Raw genomic sequence first — 14,662 nt, forward strand, 5'->3', positions numbered from 1 at the left:
CGACGCCTCCATGGCGGAGGCCCTGGGGCGGGTGGTGACGGACGCGGCCTGGCGGGAGGACCTGCGGGCCCGCGCCCTGGCCCGGGCGGAAGAGCTGTCCGCCGACCGGGCCCTCAAGGCCTGGGAAACGCTGCTCGCGGAAGTCTGAAGCGCCCCGGTTAAAATGGATGGGCGGGGTTTCGGGTCAGGAAGATCTTGCCCCCCCTGTCCGGCTTCAACAGGATTCACCCCATCATGACGACGACGAACGAGACGCAGGGCCTCAACTTCCTCCAGGAGGTCATCGAGGAGGACCAGAGGACCGGCAAGCACGGCGGTCGCGTGCACACCCGCTTTCCGCCCGAGCCCAACGGCTACCTCCACATCGGTCACGCGAAGGCCATCGCGCTGAACTTCGGGCTGGCGAACCAGTATGGCGGCAAGTGCAACCTGCGCCTCGACGACACCAACCCGCTCACCGAGGACACCGACTACGTGGAGTCCATCCAGCGCGACGTGCGCTGGCTCGGGTTCGACTGGGACGACCGGCGCTTCTTCGCGTCGGACTACTTCGACCGGCTCTACGCCTTCGCCGAGCAGCTCATCTCCCAGGGCCAGGCCTACGTGTGCAGCCTGTCGCCGGAGGAGATCAGCGCGTACCGCGGTGACTTCACCACGCCGGGCCGGGACAGCCCGTACCGCACGCGCTCGGTGGAGGAGAACCTGGACCTGTTCCGCCGGATGAAGGCGGGCGAGTTCCCGGACAGCAAGCACACGCTGCGCGCCAAGATCGACATGACGTCGTCGAACCCGGTGCTGCGCGATCCGCCCATCTACCGCATCCGGCACGCGCACCACCACCGCACGGGTGACACGTGGTGCATCTACCCGCTCTATGACTTCGCGCACTGTCTGTCGGACGCCATCGAGGGCATCACGCATTCGGTGTGCACGCTGGAGTTCGAGAACCGCCGCGTGCTGTACGACTGGATCGTCAACGCGCTGATCAAGGGCGACCGGCCGAACCAGTACGAGTTCGCGCGGCTGAACCTCACGTACGCGGTGATGAGCAAGCGCAAGCTGCTCCAGATGGTGACGGAGCGGCTGGTGTCCGGGTGGGACGACCCGCGCATGTTGACCATCAGCGGCCTGCGTCGCCGGGGCTACACGCCCGCGTCGCTGCGCGACTTCGCCAGGCGCATCGGCGTGAGCAAGTCGGACAGCCTCATCGACATGGGCGTGCTGGAGCTGAGCATCCGGGACGACCTGAATGAGACGGCGCCGCGCGCCATGGCGGTGCTGCGTCCGCTCAAGGTGGTGGTGGAGAACTACCCGGAGGGGCAGACCGAGGAGCTGGAGGTCGCCAACCATCCGAAGAAGGCGGAGCTGGGCACGCGCAAGGTGCCGTTCATGCGCGAGCTGTACATCGAGGCGGACGACTTCCAGGAGGTGCCGGAGAAGGGCTTCTTCCGTCTGGCGCCGGGCAAGGAGGTCCGCCTGCGCTCCGCGTACTTCATCAAGTGCGAGCAGGTCATCAAGGACGCGGCGGGCAACATCACGGAGCTGCGCTGCACCTATGACCCGGCGACGCGCGGCGGGGATTCGCCGGACGGCCGCAAGGTGAAGGGCACGCTGCACTGGGTGCCGGGCAACGCCCCTGTCGCGCAGGTGCGGCTGTACGACCGGCTCTTCTCCGTGGAGCAGCCGGACCGGGACAAGGAGAAGGACTTCAAGGCGTTCATCAACCCGGCCAGCCTGGAGGTCGTCTCCGACGCGCGCGTGGAGCCGTCGCTCGCGCAGGCGAACCCGGGGGACCGCTTCCAGTTCGAGCGCCTGGGGTACTTCTGCGCGGACGCGGTGGATTCAAAGCCGGGCGCGCCCGTGTTCAACCGCACGGTGACGCTGAAGGACTCCTGGGTGAAGGAGCAGAAGAAGTAGGGCGGCGCCTTCGCCTTTCGTGATGCACCCTGGAGCCCCGGGCCTGTCCGCCCGGGGCTTCGTCGTTTCTCAAGGGGGCAGCAGGCCCCACGCGTCCAGCGAGGCGCAGCGTCCACCGCGCCAGGTGGCCTCCGTCGTGGCGGGCGTGTTCCAGGTGATGAACGTGCCGCCGGGCGAATACGGCAGCCACGCGGGGATGGGCGAGCCGGTGCGCGCCATGGCGCCCCAGGCGGATTGCAGCTGCCAGGACAGCGTCAGGTCCTGCGGCGTGGGCGTGGTGGCCACGGCGTCGAAGCGGCCGAAGAGGTAGACGATGTCCGTCCCGTGCGCGACGCCCAGGGGCGCGAGCGGGCCGTTGGGGAGGGCCCGTGCGAAGCGGTAGAGGTACGCGGGGGCGGTGCCCACGGTGGCGCTCGCGGTGGCCAGCCGCTGCGCCGGACACGCGAACGACAGGTCCGTGCCCAGGGCGTCCGCGGCGGCGATCTCGCCCACCACCGAGGGCTGGTAGAGCGCGGTGAGCTGCGCCTTCCTGGCGCTCGCGCCCAATGCGTCCACGTAGCGGCCGAAGTCGCCCGGGTTGCCGACGACGCCCATGCTGGCGAGCACGAAGCTGGCTTCGTTGTCGTTGGCGCCCACCAGCACCGGCACGTCCCCGCTGCCCGCGAGCACCCTCGCGAGCGGCCGACCCTTCAACACCACGCCGTCCACCACCGGCAGCGTGGGCCACAGGCTCAAGCCCATCTCCGTCACGGGCGTGAGCTGCAACTGGGTTCCCAGCACCTGCACGGCGGGCTTCGCGCGCAGGCACGCGGCGATGTCTCCTTCGGTGCACTCCAGGACGATGGCTGAAACGAGGCCCACGAAGTACGCCGACGGGAAGGCGCCCACCGGCTGTTCCTTCTCCAGGACGGGGCGGTAGGTGCCGGACTGGATGGCGGCGCGCTGGAACAGCCCCTGGGCCGGCGTGGCCGCCAGCAGCGTCGTCACGGAGACGGCGCCCGCGGACTCACCGGCGATCATCACGCGCTTCGGGTCGCCTCCGAACGCGGCGATGTTGCGGCGCACCCAGTCCAGCGCGGCGATCTGATCCCGCAGGCCCCAGTTGCCGGTGCCCCCGTCCGGCGCGGTGAGCTGGGGCAGGGCGAGGAAGCCGAGCAGGCCCAGCCGGTAGTTGAACGACACGACGACCAGGTCCTCGCGCTCGGCGAGCTGCGCGGCGTCGTACCAGGCCTCGCTGGATGCGCCCTCCACGTAGCCGCCACCGTGGATCCACACGAGCACCGCGCGAGGCTTCGCGGCGGCCGCGGGGGCCCACACGTTGAGGCGCAGGCAGTCCTCGTTCAGGTGGAGGACCTCCTCCCTGAGCTGGGGGCAGGGTGGACCGAAGGCGGTGGCGGCAAGGGGCTGGGTCCACTGCGTGGGGCGCGCGGGCGGGGCCCATCTCCGGCTCCCCGTCGGAGGCGCCGCGTAGGGGATGCCCTTGAAGACATTGAGTCCACCGAGCGTGGAACCCCGGACCGGACCGTCGTCGGTCGCCACGTCGAGCGCATGGGTGACGACGCCCTCGATGGAGGAACTCGCGTCCGGAGGATCCACGAGGTCCGAGCAGCCCCAGAGCAGGATGAGGGACAGGAGCCAGGGCAGGTGCGGAGCGGTCTTGGACATGGGGAGCCGCGACGCTAATCCAGGCTGTCCCATGGGGTACTACGAACAGCCCTTCACGCACCAGCAGGTGGAGGCGTCCCAGCAGGGCCGGGTGCTTGAAGGGCGGCTATGAGCGGGGCGGCGCCTCGCGGGTCATCTCGACCATGGTGGGGCGCCAGCCCAGCCGCTCGAACAGGCGCCGCGCGGACTCGTTCTTGGCGGCGGTGGACAGCACGACACGGGGCGCGCCCATCTCCGTGAGCCGTTGCACCATGGCCTCCGCGAGCAGCCGGCCGGTGCCGGTGCCGCGCGCCTTTTCCTCCACCCAGATGTCGTGCAGGGCGCCGTGCTTGTCGAGCAGCATGTTCCAGTCCACGCCCTCCAGCCGGCCGTAGCAGTAGCCCACGACGTCGCTGTCCAGTTCGGCCACCAGCACCACGGCCTCGTCGGGACGGCGCGCCTCCTTGCCCAGCCACCAGCGGTAGCCGGCCTCCACGTCGTCGGGGACCATGAAGCGCTCGGCGTCGAAGCCATGGTGTTGGTGCGCGAGCGCCGCGCCCATGCGACCCAGCGCGGGTGCGTCCGAGGCCTTCGCGGGACGGATGATGACGGGCATGCGGACTCCAGACGGCGGGGTTGGCGCCCCAGGATGGGCACCCGGGGCCGCGTCTGTCGAAGCCTTCCGGAGGGAAGTGCCCGGTACTAGCGGGCTCCGGAGCGCACCGGCTGCTGCTGGCGCCTCCTGTCGCTGAGTTCCGAGCGCGCCATGTCCATCAGGCCCCACGCGGACACCACCGCGAACAGCGCGCCCACCAGCGTCACCACGTAGTTCGACACGCCCAGGGTGTCGCACTGGATGCACGCCACCGACGGATCCGCCGGCTCGTAGTGCAGCGTCACCGGGGTCCCCGCCGGGTAGTGCCGCGTCACCGCCTGGGCCTCCACGAGGCCCCCGGAAGCGTGGCCGTCGAAGGCGAACGTGTCGGAGGTGTACGGGGTGCCGTTCACCTCGTAGCGGTAGCTCACCTCCGGCCGGAAGCTCACGGAGCGCTTGGCGCGCAGCGTCTCCACGCGGGACTCCACCACCGTGCCCTGCACCGTGGGCCAGCTCCTGCTCACGGTCGTGCGGTAGATCATCCGCCCGCCCGCGAACGCCAGCGCCACGCCAATGCCCAGCAGGCCCAATCCCATCAGCCATTTCATCATCGCGGTGCATCCTTGCCGCGCCCGGCCCCTGGGCCCCCGGCGCTGGAAGACGTCTTGCGCTCCAGCGATTGCAGCCCCCGGGCCAGCGTCCCTCCCGGGGCGGAGCGTCCCCTGCCGCGTGGGGCAATCTTCCCCCGTGGGGCAATCCGCCCCAGCGCGTCCCTCCGTCGTTGGTTTCCAAAGCAGCGCCGAGCGGGCAGACTCGCAGGCACTCCATGCCCGCTCTCGCTCTTGAGCTCGAAGTGGCCCGGCGCATCGCGCGCCAGGCTGGTGACATCCTCCTGCAGGTCTACGCCACCGACTTCTCCGTCACGGACAAGGCCGGCGGGGCGGGGCCCGTCACGCTGGCCGACGAGCGCGCCAACGCCTTCATCGTGGGCGAATTGCGCAAGGCCTTCCCAGGCGACGGCGTGGTCGCGGAGGAGAACGAGGACGCGTCCGACGCGAAGCGCTTCGAGCGCTGCTGGTACGTGGATCCGCTCGACGGCACACAGGAGTTCGTGAACCGCAACGGCGAGTTCGCCATTCACATCGGCCTCGCGGTGGAGGGTAGGGCGGCGCTGGGCGTCGTCTACCGCGCCGTCGGAGACGTCCTCTACTCAGGCGTCGTCGGCGAGCAGGGCTACGTGGAGGACCCGCAGGGCCGCCGCGCGCTGCGCGTGTCGGACGTGGCGGATCCGGCGTCGCTTCGGCTCGTCGTGTCGCGCTCGCACCGCTCCAAGACGACGGACGCGGTGGTGAAGCGGCTGGGCATCACGCGGGAGACGGAGTCCGGCTCCGTGGGCCTCAAGTGCGGCCTGCTCGCGGAGGCCCGCTGCGACCTCTACGTGCACGTCAGCGACAAGAGCTACCGCTGGGACAACTGCGCGCCGGAGGCCGTCATCCGTTCAGCCGGCGGCGTCCTCACGGACCTGGCCGGCGTGCCGTACCGCTACGATGGCTCCGAGCTCCAGAACCACCGGGGCCTGCTCGCGTGCAACGCCGCCGCCTTCGACCAGGTGCTGCCCGTCGCGTCGCAGGTGGCCCGCGAGGCCGGCCTCCTGAAGTGACGCGGCTTCAGCCCGCGTCCACCGCGCGGCGCAGCTCGCCGAACAGGCGCGCCAGGTCCGGGAGCTGGTAGCTGGCGTTGAGGCCGCTCGGGTTGGGCAGCACCCACAGCCCGGTGCCGCCCAGCGTCTCCTCCTGGCGGCCGAACCGCGCCTTGGGCCGGCCAAAGGCGCTCCGGTACGCGCCCAGGCCCAGCACCGCGAGGAAGGCCGGACGGTAGCGCTTCACCTTGCGCTCCAGGTTGCCGCGTCCCGCCACGTACTCCTCGGCGTCCAGCAGGTCCGCGGACGCCGTGGCCCGGTCCACCACGTTGGTGATGCCCAGGCCGAGCGCCTTCAGCTCGTCCTGTTCGGACGGCAGGAAGCGCCGCGGCGTGAAGCCCGACAGGTGCATCGCTGGCCAGAAGCGGTTACCCGGCCGTGCGAAGTGCACCCCCACCACGGCGGAGTAGAGGCTGGGGTTGATGCCGCAGAAGAGCACCCGCATGCCCGGGGCCAGCAAGTCCGGCACGGTCCGGTCGGTGGCGGCGAACAGCTCGTCCTTCGTGGGGCGGTGGAGCGTCTTCATCGGGCGTGGGAGTCCAAACCTAGCGGGTTGGGTGCCGCGTCGCACGAAGGTTTCCCGCGCGGGGACTCCAGGCCCTGTCGGCGCAGGCCGGCTGCCCGCCCGGTGGGGGCGAGGGCAGGGGGGCCCGGTCGTCCCCCGGCGCGCGATGCGAAGCCCCGGCGTCGTTGTTATCCGCCAGGGCCATGGCCCGTCCGGTGAAGGTCGAGACCCTGCTGCCCGTCGAGGTGGACTTCCAGCGCGAGCGCGCCTCCGGTCTGCGTCGCTCTGGGGACAGCCTGGAGAAGGCCCTTGCGGCGTTGTCCCAGTCCGAGCGCGAGCTGTGCGCCCTGTCCGGGGCTTCACGGGCCGCGCGCTACGGGACGTACCGCGCGCTCTGGAAGGAAGCGGAGCGCCTGCGCTGGAACCTCACCGTGCAGCGCGAGGCCTGCGGGGTGCGCAACCACCGCGACCTGGACCTCATCTACCCGCTGCCGCCCCTGTTGAAGGAGTGACAGCGCGCCTCAGGGCGACGTGCGCCACGCGGCCACGGCGAAGAGGATCCATCCGGCGAGGAAGCCCAGGCCGCCCAGCGGGGTGATGGCGCCCAGCACACGCACCCCGGAGAGGGCGAGCGCGTAGAGGCTGCCGGAGAACAGGACGATGCCCGCGAGCATCGCCCACCCGGAGGCGGACAGGAGCGCGGAGGGTCGCGTCACGCCCAACAGTCCCACGGCCACCAGCGCGAGCGCGTGGTACATGTGATAGCGCGCGCCTGTTTCGAAGATGACCTGGAGATCCTGGGGCAGCCGGGCCCGCAGTGCATGCGCCCCGAAGGCCCCCGCCGCCACGGACAGGAAAGCGTTCACCGCTCCCACCACGAGCCACCACCGCATGATCGAGTGCCTTTCTTCGCGCGCTTGACTGCGGCACGCTACACCGCCCCTGAAGGCAGCGTCCTGGTTGAACACGCACCCCGCCCCAGCCGCTCCACCCCCGATGATGACTTCTCCTTCCTTCCAGCCGACCCCGTCGATCCCCTTCGAGCTGCGCCAGTCGCCCATCCAGGGACTTGGTGCCTTCGCCACCCGCCGCATCCGCAAGGGCGCGCGCATCATCGAGTACATCGGTGAGCGCCTCACCCAGGCCCAGGCGGACGCGCGCTACGACGACGAGTCGATGGAGCGCCACCACACCTTCCTCTTCAACCTGGACGACGACACGGTGCTGGACGCGGGCACGCTGCACAACGAGTCGCGCTACATCAACCACTCGTGCGAGCCCAACTGCCAGTCGCTCATCGACAAGGGCCACATCCACATCTACGCGCTGCGCGCCATCGAACCGGGGGAGGAGCTGACGTACGACTACGCCTACGAGCGCACCCCGGAGATGGGCGATGACGCCGAGGGGCTCTACATCTGCCGCTGCGGCACGCCCTCGTGTCGGGGCACCATCCTCGCGCCGGAGAAGAAGGCCCGCGCGCGCCGCAAGAAGCTCGCGGGCAAGTCCAAGACGGCCTCCAAGCCCGCGTCCAAGTCCAAGGCCGCGTCGAAGTCCAAGACGGCCTCCAAGGCCGCGTCCAAGTCGAAGTCCGCCCCGAAGTCGAAGTCGCGGCCGGCCTCCAAGACAAAGTCCGCCGCGAGCAAGCAGCGGGGCACCCAGCGCGCGAAGACCGCGGGCCGGGGCCGCCGCGCGGCGGGCTGAAGCCAAACGGGCGCGCGCGTTTCCGGAGGGGGGCATTAGAGTGGGGGCGTGAAAGACGTCCTGCGCTTCCTGCTCACCGAAGCTCCCGATTCACCCGCGCTCGATTCAGTGGAGGCCTGGTGGCGACGGCACCTCGCGGTGCTGCCGCGCTTCCCGGCCCCCGCGGACCTGGCGCTCGCCAGCGGGTTCCGGGCGGACCGGCTGGGGTTCGCGTTCGCGTCCGGCTACCACGCCGCGCTGCGCTCGCTCTTCCCCCAGCTTCCCCCGGACCGGCGCGTCGCGCTCTGCGCCACCGAGTCCGGCGGCGGGCATCCCAGCGCCATCGAGACCACGCTCACGCCGGCCGGCGCGGGCTGGAAGCTCGACGGGGCGAAGACCTACGTCACGCTGGGCACGTACGCGGAGGTGCTGCTGGTGGTCGCCACCGAGGGCCGCGACGCGCAGGGGCGCAACCGTCTGCGCATGGTGATGGTGGACGCGAAGAAGCCGGGCGTGCAGGTGGAGCCGCTGCCGCCGCTGGGCTTCGTGCCGGAGGTGCCCCACGCGGCGCTGCGGCTGGAGGGCGTCACCGTGGGCCCCGAGGACGTGCTGCCCGGAGATGGGTACACGCGCTACCTGCGGCCGTTCCGCACGGTGGAGGACTGCCACGTCAACCTGGCGGTGCTGGGCTGGCTGGTGAAGGTGGGCCGGAGGTGCGGCTGGCCGGTGGCGCTGCGCGAGGAGCTGGTCGCCATCGCGGTGCTGATGCGGGCGCTGGCGCAGGAGGACCCCAGTGAGCTGGGCGTGCACGTGGCGCTGGGCGGCGCGTTCACGCAGCTGCACCGCGCGCTGGAGCGCTGCGAGACGGCCTGGGAGGGCGTGGACGTGGAGACGCGGGAGAAGTGGCAGCGCGACCGGCGCCTGCTCGACCTGGCCGGCAAGGTGCGCGTGAAGCGGCTGGAGTCCGCGCGTCAGAAGCTGGCCGGGGGCACGGGCGACGAGTAGGCCTGCTCCGTGCTGGCCCGCGCGGGAGGGGCGTCGTGCCGCCTCCTGCGCATGGGCCCGGTGCTACGACTTCAGTACCGACCGCCGCCGGCCGCGGAGACGATGGCGGAGAGGATGCGGTTCTCCACGCCCCAGACGGCCTTGTTCATGCCCTTCACGCCCGCGCCGCGCATGTAGTCGGTGAAGTCGTGCAGGGCGGTGGAGCGCTGCATGCGCTCCGTCTTGGCCGCGTAGAGCAGCGGAGTGCCCGGCGCGCCCGTGAGCCCCAGGTCCGGACAGGCCTCCGACAGCTTCGCGCGGTCGATGCCCGTCACCGCGGACAGCATCGCCACCGTGAACTTGTGCACCGGCAGCTCGCGCGCGTTGGGCACCTTCTCCAGCACCTTCGCGCGGTCCTTCGGATCCGTGGCGAGCTGCTCCAGCGTCACCTTGGACATCTCCAGGATCTGCTCGTTCGTCACGTGCTTGTTGTCCAGGATGGCGCGGTCGAACAGGCTCTGCGGCGTGTCACCTTTGATGCTGATGTTCACGTCCGACAGGCGCGAGCGCATCGTCTGGATGGCGCGACCCACCTCCGTGTTCGCGCCGCCACGCCACGAGCCCGGCGTCGGCGCCACCGGAGCCTGCGTCGAACGGATTCGCGCCAGCTCCGCGCGGTTGAGCACCTCCGCGCGCGACACCTGCGTCACCTGATTGGTCCGGGCGGGCTGCGCGGCCGGGGCCTGCGTGCGAGTCGTGGCTGCGGAGGGGGCGGCGCTGGGGGGGCGGCGGACGGACGTCATGGTCACCTTCTACCCTGGATTTCGGAGTAACGGATTATCGCCCGGGCGAGCAGGGGAGTTGCCTCGCCCCGGTGTCTGGCCTCCCTGACGCGTGCGTTCCGCCTCCGGGCCGCTATGGTGCGCGCCATGGCCCCGCGCTTTCCCACCCAGTTCGCTGACCTCCTCACCCCCAAGGGTCGTCGCATTCTCGAAGGTCGAGACTCCGAGACCTGCGGCGCGCTGTTGGACCCCACGCGTCCCTTCATCGCGCTGCAAGGCGTCATCGACGTGAAGAAGGCGTCGCAGGTCCGCGATGCGCTGGACGCGGCGATGCGCGACACGCTGGTGACGATGGAGGACCCCATCCCGGAGGACTCCATCTCCGGCATGGTGGAGAACTACACGGAGGCGCTGCCCAAGACGGTGCGCGTTCGCACCGCGCTGCTGGAGAGCCGGCGCTCGCGCTCGTGGCGCGCTGCGGAAGCGCTGGGGCTGGTGGCGCTCCTGCGCTCGGACACGTTCGCGGGCTTCGCGGCGGCGGTGAGCGGCCGGGCACTCAAGCGGGGGTGGGGCATCCAGACGCTCTGCTACAGCCCCGGCGACTACACGGGCCCTCACACCGACCACCACCCGGAAGAGGACGACGCGCGCCACGGCTACGTGGACATGCACGTCAGCCTCACGATGCCCGCCGTGGACCACCAGTTCCTCGTGTACGCGAAGGACGGGCACTTCTCCGAGCTGACGAAGGTCAGCACCGTGGGCGGCATCACCGTGTACCGGCTGCCCTTCTGGCACTACACGACGCCGCTCGTCGCGAAGAAGGCCCGCGAGGAGGCCGCCCGCCGCTGGGTGCTCCTGGGGACCTTCCTGGATGCCGGGCCGAAGACGCGCGCCTCCTCCACCATCCTGCCGGCGGGCGCCCGGCTGCCTGTCCAGGGAACGACAGTGGGACGTGGCATGGAGGCCGGACGGGGTTAGCGTGCCGGGCCCATGAGCCCCACCGACACCGACAAGCAGGCCGGAGACCTCCTCCAGTACATCGACGCGTCGCCCACGCCGTACCACGCCGTGCGGGAGACGGCGCGCCGCCTCACCGACGCGGGCTACCGCGCGCTCGACGAACGCGAGTCCTGGTCCCTCAAGCCCGGCGAGAAGGTCTTCGTCGTGCGCGGCGACACGAGCATCGCCGCCTTCCAGCTGGGCACGAAGCCGGTGGATGCCACCGGCTTCCGGCTGGTGGGCTCGCACACGGACTCCCCCAACCTGCGCCTCAAGCCGAACGCGCCCGTCAACCGCCACGGCTACCAGCAGCTCGGCGTGGAAATCTATGGCGGGGTGCTGCTGCACACGTGGACGGACCGCGACCTGTCGCTCGCGGGCCGCGTGGTGGTGCTGAAGAACGGCCGCCCCGAACACCACCTGGTGGACTTCCGCCGGCCGCTGTTGCGCGTGCCCAACCTGGCCATCCACCTGAACCGCGCCGTCAACAGCGAGGGCCTGAAGCTCAACCCGCAGGAGCACATGGTGCCCGTGCTGGGCCTGGAGAGCGCGGGCCCCGCGGAGCTGCGCGCGCTGCTGGTGGAGGAGCTGGCGAAGCAGGGCGTGACGGCGGCCGTGGACGACCTGCTGGGCTACGACCTGTGCCTCTACGACGTGCAGCCGTCCACGCGCTCCGGCCTGCACGGCGAGTTCCTCCACGCGCCCCGCCTGGACAACCTGGCGTCCTGCCACACCGGCCTCACCGCGCTCCTGTCGCCGGGCGGCCCGCGCGAGGCCACCTGCGGCGTGGTGCTCTACGACCATGAGGAGTGCGGCAGCCGCAGCGCGCAGGGCGCCGCGTCGCCGTTCCTGAAGGACCTGCTGGAGCGCATCGTCCAGGCGCACGCGGACGGAAAGGCGGACGCGTTCCACCGCGCCATCCGCCGCTCGTTCATGGTGAGCGCGGACATGGCGCACGCGGTGCACCCCAACTACCCGTCGATGCACGAACCCAAGCACCAGCCGCAGCTGGGCGGCGGCCCGGTCATCAAGAGCAACGTGAACCAGTCCTATGCGACGGACGGCGAGTCGTGGGCGCACTTCGCCGCGCTGTGCAAGGAGGCCGGCGTCACGCCCCAGCACTTCGTCACCCGCACGGACCTGGGCTGCGGCAGCACCATTGGCCCCATCACCGCGGGACAGCTGGGCATCCGCACGGTGGACGTGGGCAACCCCATGCTCTCCATGCACTCCATCCGGGAGATGGCCGCCGCGTCCGACGTGGCCCGCATGGTGGCGGTGCTTACGCGCTTCTTCGCCTGAAGCGGGCGTTGCGCAAAGGAAGAGGCGGGCCCGGTTTCGACACCGGACCCGCCTCGGAGTGCTTCAGGAAGCTTGGGTGACGACTAGTTCACGCCGACCGCGGTCCAGGCGTCCTTGACCTTCTGGACCTGGTTGGAGTCCGCGCCGTACAGGTCCGTGGCGGACTTGATGGTGGCCTCGCGGGCCTGGGCGAACGTCGTCTTCGGGGTCATGTACGTGGTGAGGGCGCGGCCGAAGATCTTCAGGCCGTCCTCCATCCCGACGCCGCCCTTCACTTCCAGGCCGGAGGTGCGGTTCTTGCCACCCTCCACCAGGAGGTAGAAGGCGTTGTTGGAGATGCCGCTGGAGCCGTGCACCTCCGTCTGCTTCGGGTAGTTCTTGTAGTTGTCGACCGAGTAGTTGTCCTTGGTCGGGTCGTTCATGTAGCGCAGGCCGTCGTTCGGGTCGCCGTTCGTCGGCGTCCACGCGGCCTCGCCCACGGTCCAGTTCCACTTGGCCTCGGGGTTGTTCTGCGCCGCGTACCACTCCACGCCCGTGCCCATGATGTCGCTGAAGGACTCGTTCAGGCCACCGGACTCGCCGCTGTAGATGAGGCCGGCGGTGCGCTCGGTGAGGCCGTGCGCGATCTCGTGGCCGGCGATGTCCAGCGTGGTGAGCGGGCCGGCGTTCTTGCCGTCGCCGTCGCCGTAGCTCATCTTCTCGCCGTCCCAGAACGCGTTCACGTAGTTGTTCTTCACGTGCACGTAGCTGACGAGCTTCTCGCCCGCGCCGTCGATGGAGTCACGGCCCAGGACGTTCTTCATGAAGTCGTAGGTCATGGCCGCGCCGTAGTGCGCGTCGATGCCGGCCTTGGCGCGCGCCGGGTCGGTGGCCTCGCCCCACTTGTCGTTGTTGTCGGTGATCTTCGTCTGGCCGCTGGCCGTGGACGCGTTCTTCGCGTCGTAGGTCACCACGCCCTTGCCGCGCGTCGAGTCCTCCAGCGAGTACGTGCCGTCCGCGTTCTTCGTCGTCTTCAGGTCGACGTGGCCGCTGTACATGGACTGGTCGTCCGCCGTGCTCACGGGGTCCGTCGGGGGAGGCGTGTTGCCCTTGCCCGTCACGGTCAGGCCCCAGGACTGCAGGGTGCCCGTGTCGCGCTTGGCCTTGTCCTCGACCGTGATCGTCCACTCGCCCTTGGCCGACTCACCCTTGAAGGCGGACAGGTCGAAGGAGCCCTTCACGTCGTCCACGCTGCCGCCCTTGCGGCTCTGCACGACGGCCGTCTTGCCGGACGGGCTGGTCAGGCTGATGGTGAGGTCGCCGCTGAACGTGTGCTTGATGTCCAGGTCCAGCTTCAGCGAGTCCACCGTGATGTCGTTCGTGACGGTGACCTTCGACTCCGCCTTGCCCAGGTCCGGGATGGGCGCGTTCGGGGTCGCCAGCACCGTCGTCTGCTGGGTGTCCGCGGCCGCCGGGCGCGAGTAGCCGCCGATCTTGTTGAAGCTCTCCAGCACCTTCCCCGTGTTGGCGTCGATGATGTAGTTCTGCTTCTTGGGCTTCTCCTGCCCGGCGATCTGCGTCACTTCCACCTGGTAGGCCGAGTGGTACTTGCCGGCCTGGTCCTGGTAGATGACGCGCTCGGAAGAGGGCTGCTTGTCGGCCTTGCCGCCCAGCTCCTTCTTCGCGATGTCGATGGCCTGCTGCGGCGCCAGCTTCGGCTTCTGCGAACCCAGGCCCGCGGGGATGGGGTTCTGCTCGCCCGTGACGCTGGACACCTTGCCGTCCGTGCCCAGGTGGCTGATGAGCTGCTCACCGAACACCTTCACGCCCTCGTGCACGCGATCCAGGCGCACGTGCGTCATTCCCAGCTCGTCGCGCTCGACGCTCTTGGGCGCCAGCGTGGGGCCGGACTTGTTGGCCGCCAGCAGCGACGACGCCGTCAGGGGCGGGGTGAGGTGCTTCAGCGACGTCTGGATGGCCGACTGCGCCTCCTTGCTGTCCAGCGCGAGGCGGCCCGGGGCCGCGCCCTGCGTCGACGTCGTCGTGGGGGGCACGACGGCCGCGGCGGTGTTGGCACCGGCCACGCCCTTGACGGACTCGAAGCCGTCCTTCACGCGCAGGACGTTCTGCGCCTTCGCCGGGGCCTTCGCGGTCTCAGTGGTGGGACGGAGCGTTACGGGAGTCTGACCTTCGGTGCGGCGAATGCTCATGGGTCACTCACACTGCAAGGGGGATGAAGGATTCTCGCATGAGCCAACTTCAGAGTTTCCGATGGGTTGCGAAAGTTAACGCGTCTTCCCAGAAAACAATGAATACAGATGGTTGAGTTCCGGTGATTTCGTCGGTTGACACGCCGATTTTACTTGCAGTTGGGGTCCTGCCCGACTCGAACTCCTGGAATTCCCGACGCAGGCCGTCACAATTCGAGTGTTTAATGGCGTGAAAAAAGGCCGGAAATTCTTGGAAAAATCCGCCGTGGTGGAAAGGGGCCCTGGCGGGCGTGGACGGGGTGACTGATACACTGATGCATGGTTTCCCGGCCGGGATGGGCGGGGGCTGGACCCTGGGGG

14 protein-coding genes are annotated in these 14,662 nt (G+C 70.0%); 7 read left to right on the forward strand and 7 right to left on the reverse strand.

Translation table 11 applies throughout. From position 1 onward, the window contains the following. The first annotated feature begins 234 nt into the window (after positions 1 to 234). Positions 235 to 1,917, forward strand: a complete 1,683-nt coding sequence (locus D7X74_RS30320) for a glutamine--tRNA ligase/YqeY domain fusion protein (protein WP_120536507.1) — start codon at positions 235 to 237, stop codon at positions 1,915 to 1,917. A 69-nt stretch (positions 1,918 to 1,986) separates the two neighbouring features. Here D7X74_RS30320 and D7X74_RS30325 read toward each other — a convergent pair whose 3' ends face one another. The 3 genes from D7X74_RS30325 to D7X74_RS30335 form a co-directional block, all read right to left on the reverse strand. Further along, positions 1,987 to 3,582, reverse strand: coding sequence for a carboxylesterase/lipase family protein (locus D7X74_RS30325; RefSeq protein WP_158622318.1), 1,596 nt, complete (start codon positions 3,580 to 3,582; stop codon positions 1,987 to 1,989). 106 nt (positions 3,583 to 3,688) lie between these two features. Next, on the reverse strand, positions 3,689 to 4,177 hold the full coding sequence (locus D7X74_RS30330) for a GNAT family N-acetyltransferase (RefSeq protein ID WP_120536498.1): 489 nt from the start codon (positions 4,175 to 4,177) through the stop codon (positions 3,689 to 3,691). Between the two features lie 86 nt (positions 4,178 to 4,263). Beyond that, entirely contained in the window at positions 4,264 to 4,767 is a 504-nt protein-coding gene (locus tag D7X74_RS30335; RefSeq protein WP_120536499.1) for a DUF3592 domain-containing protein, read from the reverse strand. A gap of 215 nt (positions 4,768 to 4,982) precedes the next feature. On the opposite strand from D7X74_RS30335, the gene D7X74_RS30340 reads away from it, so the two are divergent. After that, complete coding sequence (locus D7X74_RS30340) at positions 4,983 to 5,816, forward strand: 3'(2'),5'-bisphosphate nucleotidase CysQ (protein ID WP_120536500.1); 834 nt, start codon at positions 4,983 to 4,985, stop codon at positions 5,814 to 5,816. A gap of 7 nt (positions 5,817 to 5,823) precedes the next feature. Here D7X74_RS30340 and mug read toward each other — a convergent pair whose 3' ends face one another. Then, positions 5,824 to 6,381, reverse strand: a complete 558-nt coding sequence (mug, locus tag D7X74_RS30345; RefSeq protein ID WP_233602323.1) for a G/U mismatch-specific DNA glycosylase — start codon at positions 6,379 to 6,381, stop codon at positions 5,824 to 5,826. 182 nt (positions 6,382 to 6,563) lie between these two features. On the opposite strand from mug, the gene D7X74_RS30350 reads away from it, so the two are divergent. Next, positions 6,564 to 6,872, forward strand: a complete 309-nt coding sequence (locus tag D7X74_RS30350; protein WP_120536501.1) for a hypothetical protein — start codon at positions 6,564 to 6,566, stop codon at positions 6,870 to 6,872. A 9-nt stretch (positions 6,873 to 6,881) separates the two neighbouring features. Here D7X74_RS30350 and D7X74_RS30355 read toward each other — a convergent pair whose 3' ends face one another. After that, positions 6,882 to 7,256 (reverse strand): DUF423 domain-containing protein, encoded by a 375-nt coding sequence (locus tag D7X74_RS30355; RefSeq protein ID WP_120536509.1) that lies wholly within the window; start codon positions 7,254 to 7,256, stop codon positions 6,882 to 6,884. Positions 7,257 to 7,359: 103 nt separating this feature from the next. On the opposite strand from D7X74_RS30355, the gene D7X74_RS30360 reads away from it, so the two are divergent. Beyond that, on the forward strand, positions 7,360 to 8,064 hold the full coding sequence (locus D7X74_RS30360; RefSeq protein WP_120536510.1) for an SET domain-containing protein: 705 nt from the start codon (positions 7,360 to 7,362) through the stop codon (positions 8,062 to 8,064). A 48-nt stretch (positions 8,065 to 8,112) separates the two neighbouring features. Next, positions 8,113 to 9,048, forward strand: coding sequence for an acyl-CoA dehydrogenase family protein (locus D7X74_RS30365; RefSeq protein ID WP_120536502.1), 936 nt, complete (start codon positions 8,113 to 8,115; stop codon positions 9,046 to 9,048). A gap of 71 nt (positions 9,049 to 9,119) precedes the next feature. Here the strand turns inward: D7X74_RS30365 and D7X74_RS30370 are convergent, their stop codons facing one another. Continuing rightward, positions 9,120 to 9,830, reverse strand: coding sequence for a hypothetical protein (locus D7X74_RS30370; RefSeq protein WP_120536503.1), 711 nt, complete (start codon positions 9,828 to 9,830; stop codon positions 9,120 to 9,122). 126 nt (positions 9,831 to 9,956) lie between these two features. On the opposite strand from D7X74_RS30370, the gene D7X74_RS30375 reads away from it, so the two are divergent. Further along, entirely contained in the window at positions 9,957 to 10,790 is an 834-nt protein-coding gene (locus D7X74_RS30375) for a hypothetical protein (protein WP_167508813.1), read from the forward strand. A gap of 12 nt (positions 10,791 to 10,802) precedes the next feature. Then, positions 10,803 to 12,113, forward strand: a complete 1,311-nt coding sequence (locus tag D7X74_RS30380) for a M18 family aminopeptidase (RefSeq protein ID WP_120536505.1) — start codon at positions 10,803 to 10,805, stop codon at positions 12,111 to 12,113. Between the two features lie 83 nt (positions 12,114 to 12,196). On the opposite strand, the gene D7X74_RS30385 is transcribed toward D7X74_RS30380, so the two are convergent. Further along, the gene (locus tag D7X74_RS30385) at positions 12,197 to 14,302 is read right to left on the reverse strand and encodes a M4 family metallopeptidase (RefSeq protein ID WP_120536506.1); all 2,106 of its coding nucleotides are present in this window, start codon (positions 14,300 to 14,302) and stop codon (positions 12,197 to 12,199) included. Positions 14,303 to 14,662 lie beyond the last annotated feature (360 nt).

The sequence above is a fragment of the Corallococcus sp. CA047B genome (genome assembly GCF_003612065.1).
GTDB classification, from domain to species: domain Bacteria; phylum Myxococcota; class Myxococcia; order Myxococcales; family Myxococcaceae; genus Corallococcus; species Corallococcus praedator.

What these genes read in the sequence shown, in the direction of transcription:
- D7X74_RS30320 (WP_120536507.1), top strand. Translation starts at nt 235, where the DNA reads ATGACGACGACGAACGAGACGCAGGGCCTCAACTTCCTCCAGGAGGTC.
- D7X74_RS30325 (WP_158622318.1), bottom strand. Translation starts at nt 3,582, where the DNA reads ATGTCCAAGACCGCTCCGCACCTGCCCTGGCTCCTGTCCCTCATCCTG.
- D7X74_RS30330 (WP_120536498.1), bottom strand. Translation starts at nt 4,177, where the DNA reads ATGCCCGTCATCATCCGTCCCGCGAAGGCCTCGGACGCACCCGCGCTG.
- D7X74_RS30335 (WP_120536499.1), bottom strand. Translation starts at nt 4,767, where the DNA reads ATGATGAAATGGCTGATGGGATTGGGCCTGCTGGGCATTGGCGTGGCG.
- D7X74_RS30340 (WP_120536500.1), top strand. Translation starts at nt 4,983, where the DNA reads ATGCCCGCTCTCGCTCTTGAGCTCGAAGTGGCCCGGCGCATCGCGCGC.
- mug (WP_233602323.1), bottom strand. Translation starts at nt 6,381, where the DNA reads ATGAAGACGCTCCACCGCCCCACGAAGGACGAGCTGTTCGCCGCCACC.
- D7X74_RS30350 (WP_120536501.1), top strand. Translation starts at nt 6,564, where the DNA reads ATGGCCCGTCCGGTGAAGGTCGAGACCCTGCTGCCCGTCGAGGTGGAC.
- D7X74_RS30360 (WP_120536510.1), top strand. Translation starts at nt 7,360, where the DNA reads ATGACTTCTCCTTCCTTCCAGCCGACCCCGTCGATCCCCTTCGAGCTG.
- D7X74_RS30370 (WP_120536503.1), bottom strand. Translation starts at nt 9,830, where the DNA reads ATGACGTCCGTCCGCCGCCCCCCCAGCGCCGCCCCCTCCGCAGCCACG.
- D7X74_RS30375 (WP_167508813.1), top strand. Translation starts at nt 9,957, where the DNA reads ATGGCCCCGCGCTTTCCCACCCAGTTCGCTGACCTCCTCACCCCCAAG.
- D7X74_RS30380 (WP_120536505.1), top strand. Translation starts at nt 10,803, where the DNA reads ATGAGCCCCACCGACACCGACAAGCAGGCCGGAGACCTCCTCCAGTAC.
- D7X74_RS30385 (WP_120536506.1), bottom strand. Translation starts at nt 14,302, where the DNA reads ATGAGCATTCGCCGCACCGAAGGTCAGACTCCCGTAACGCTCCGTCCC.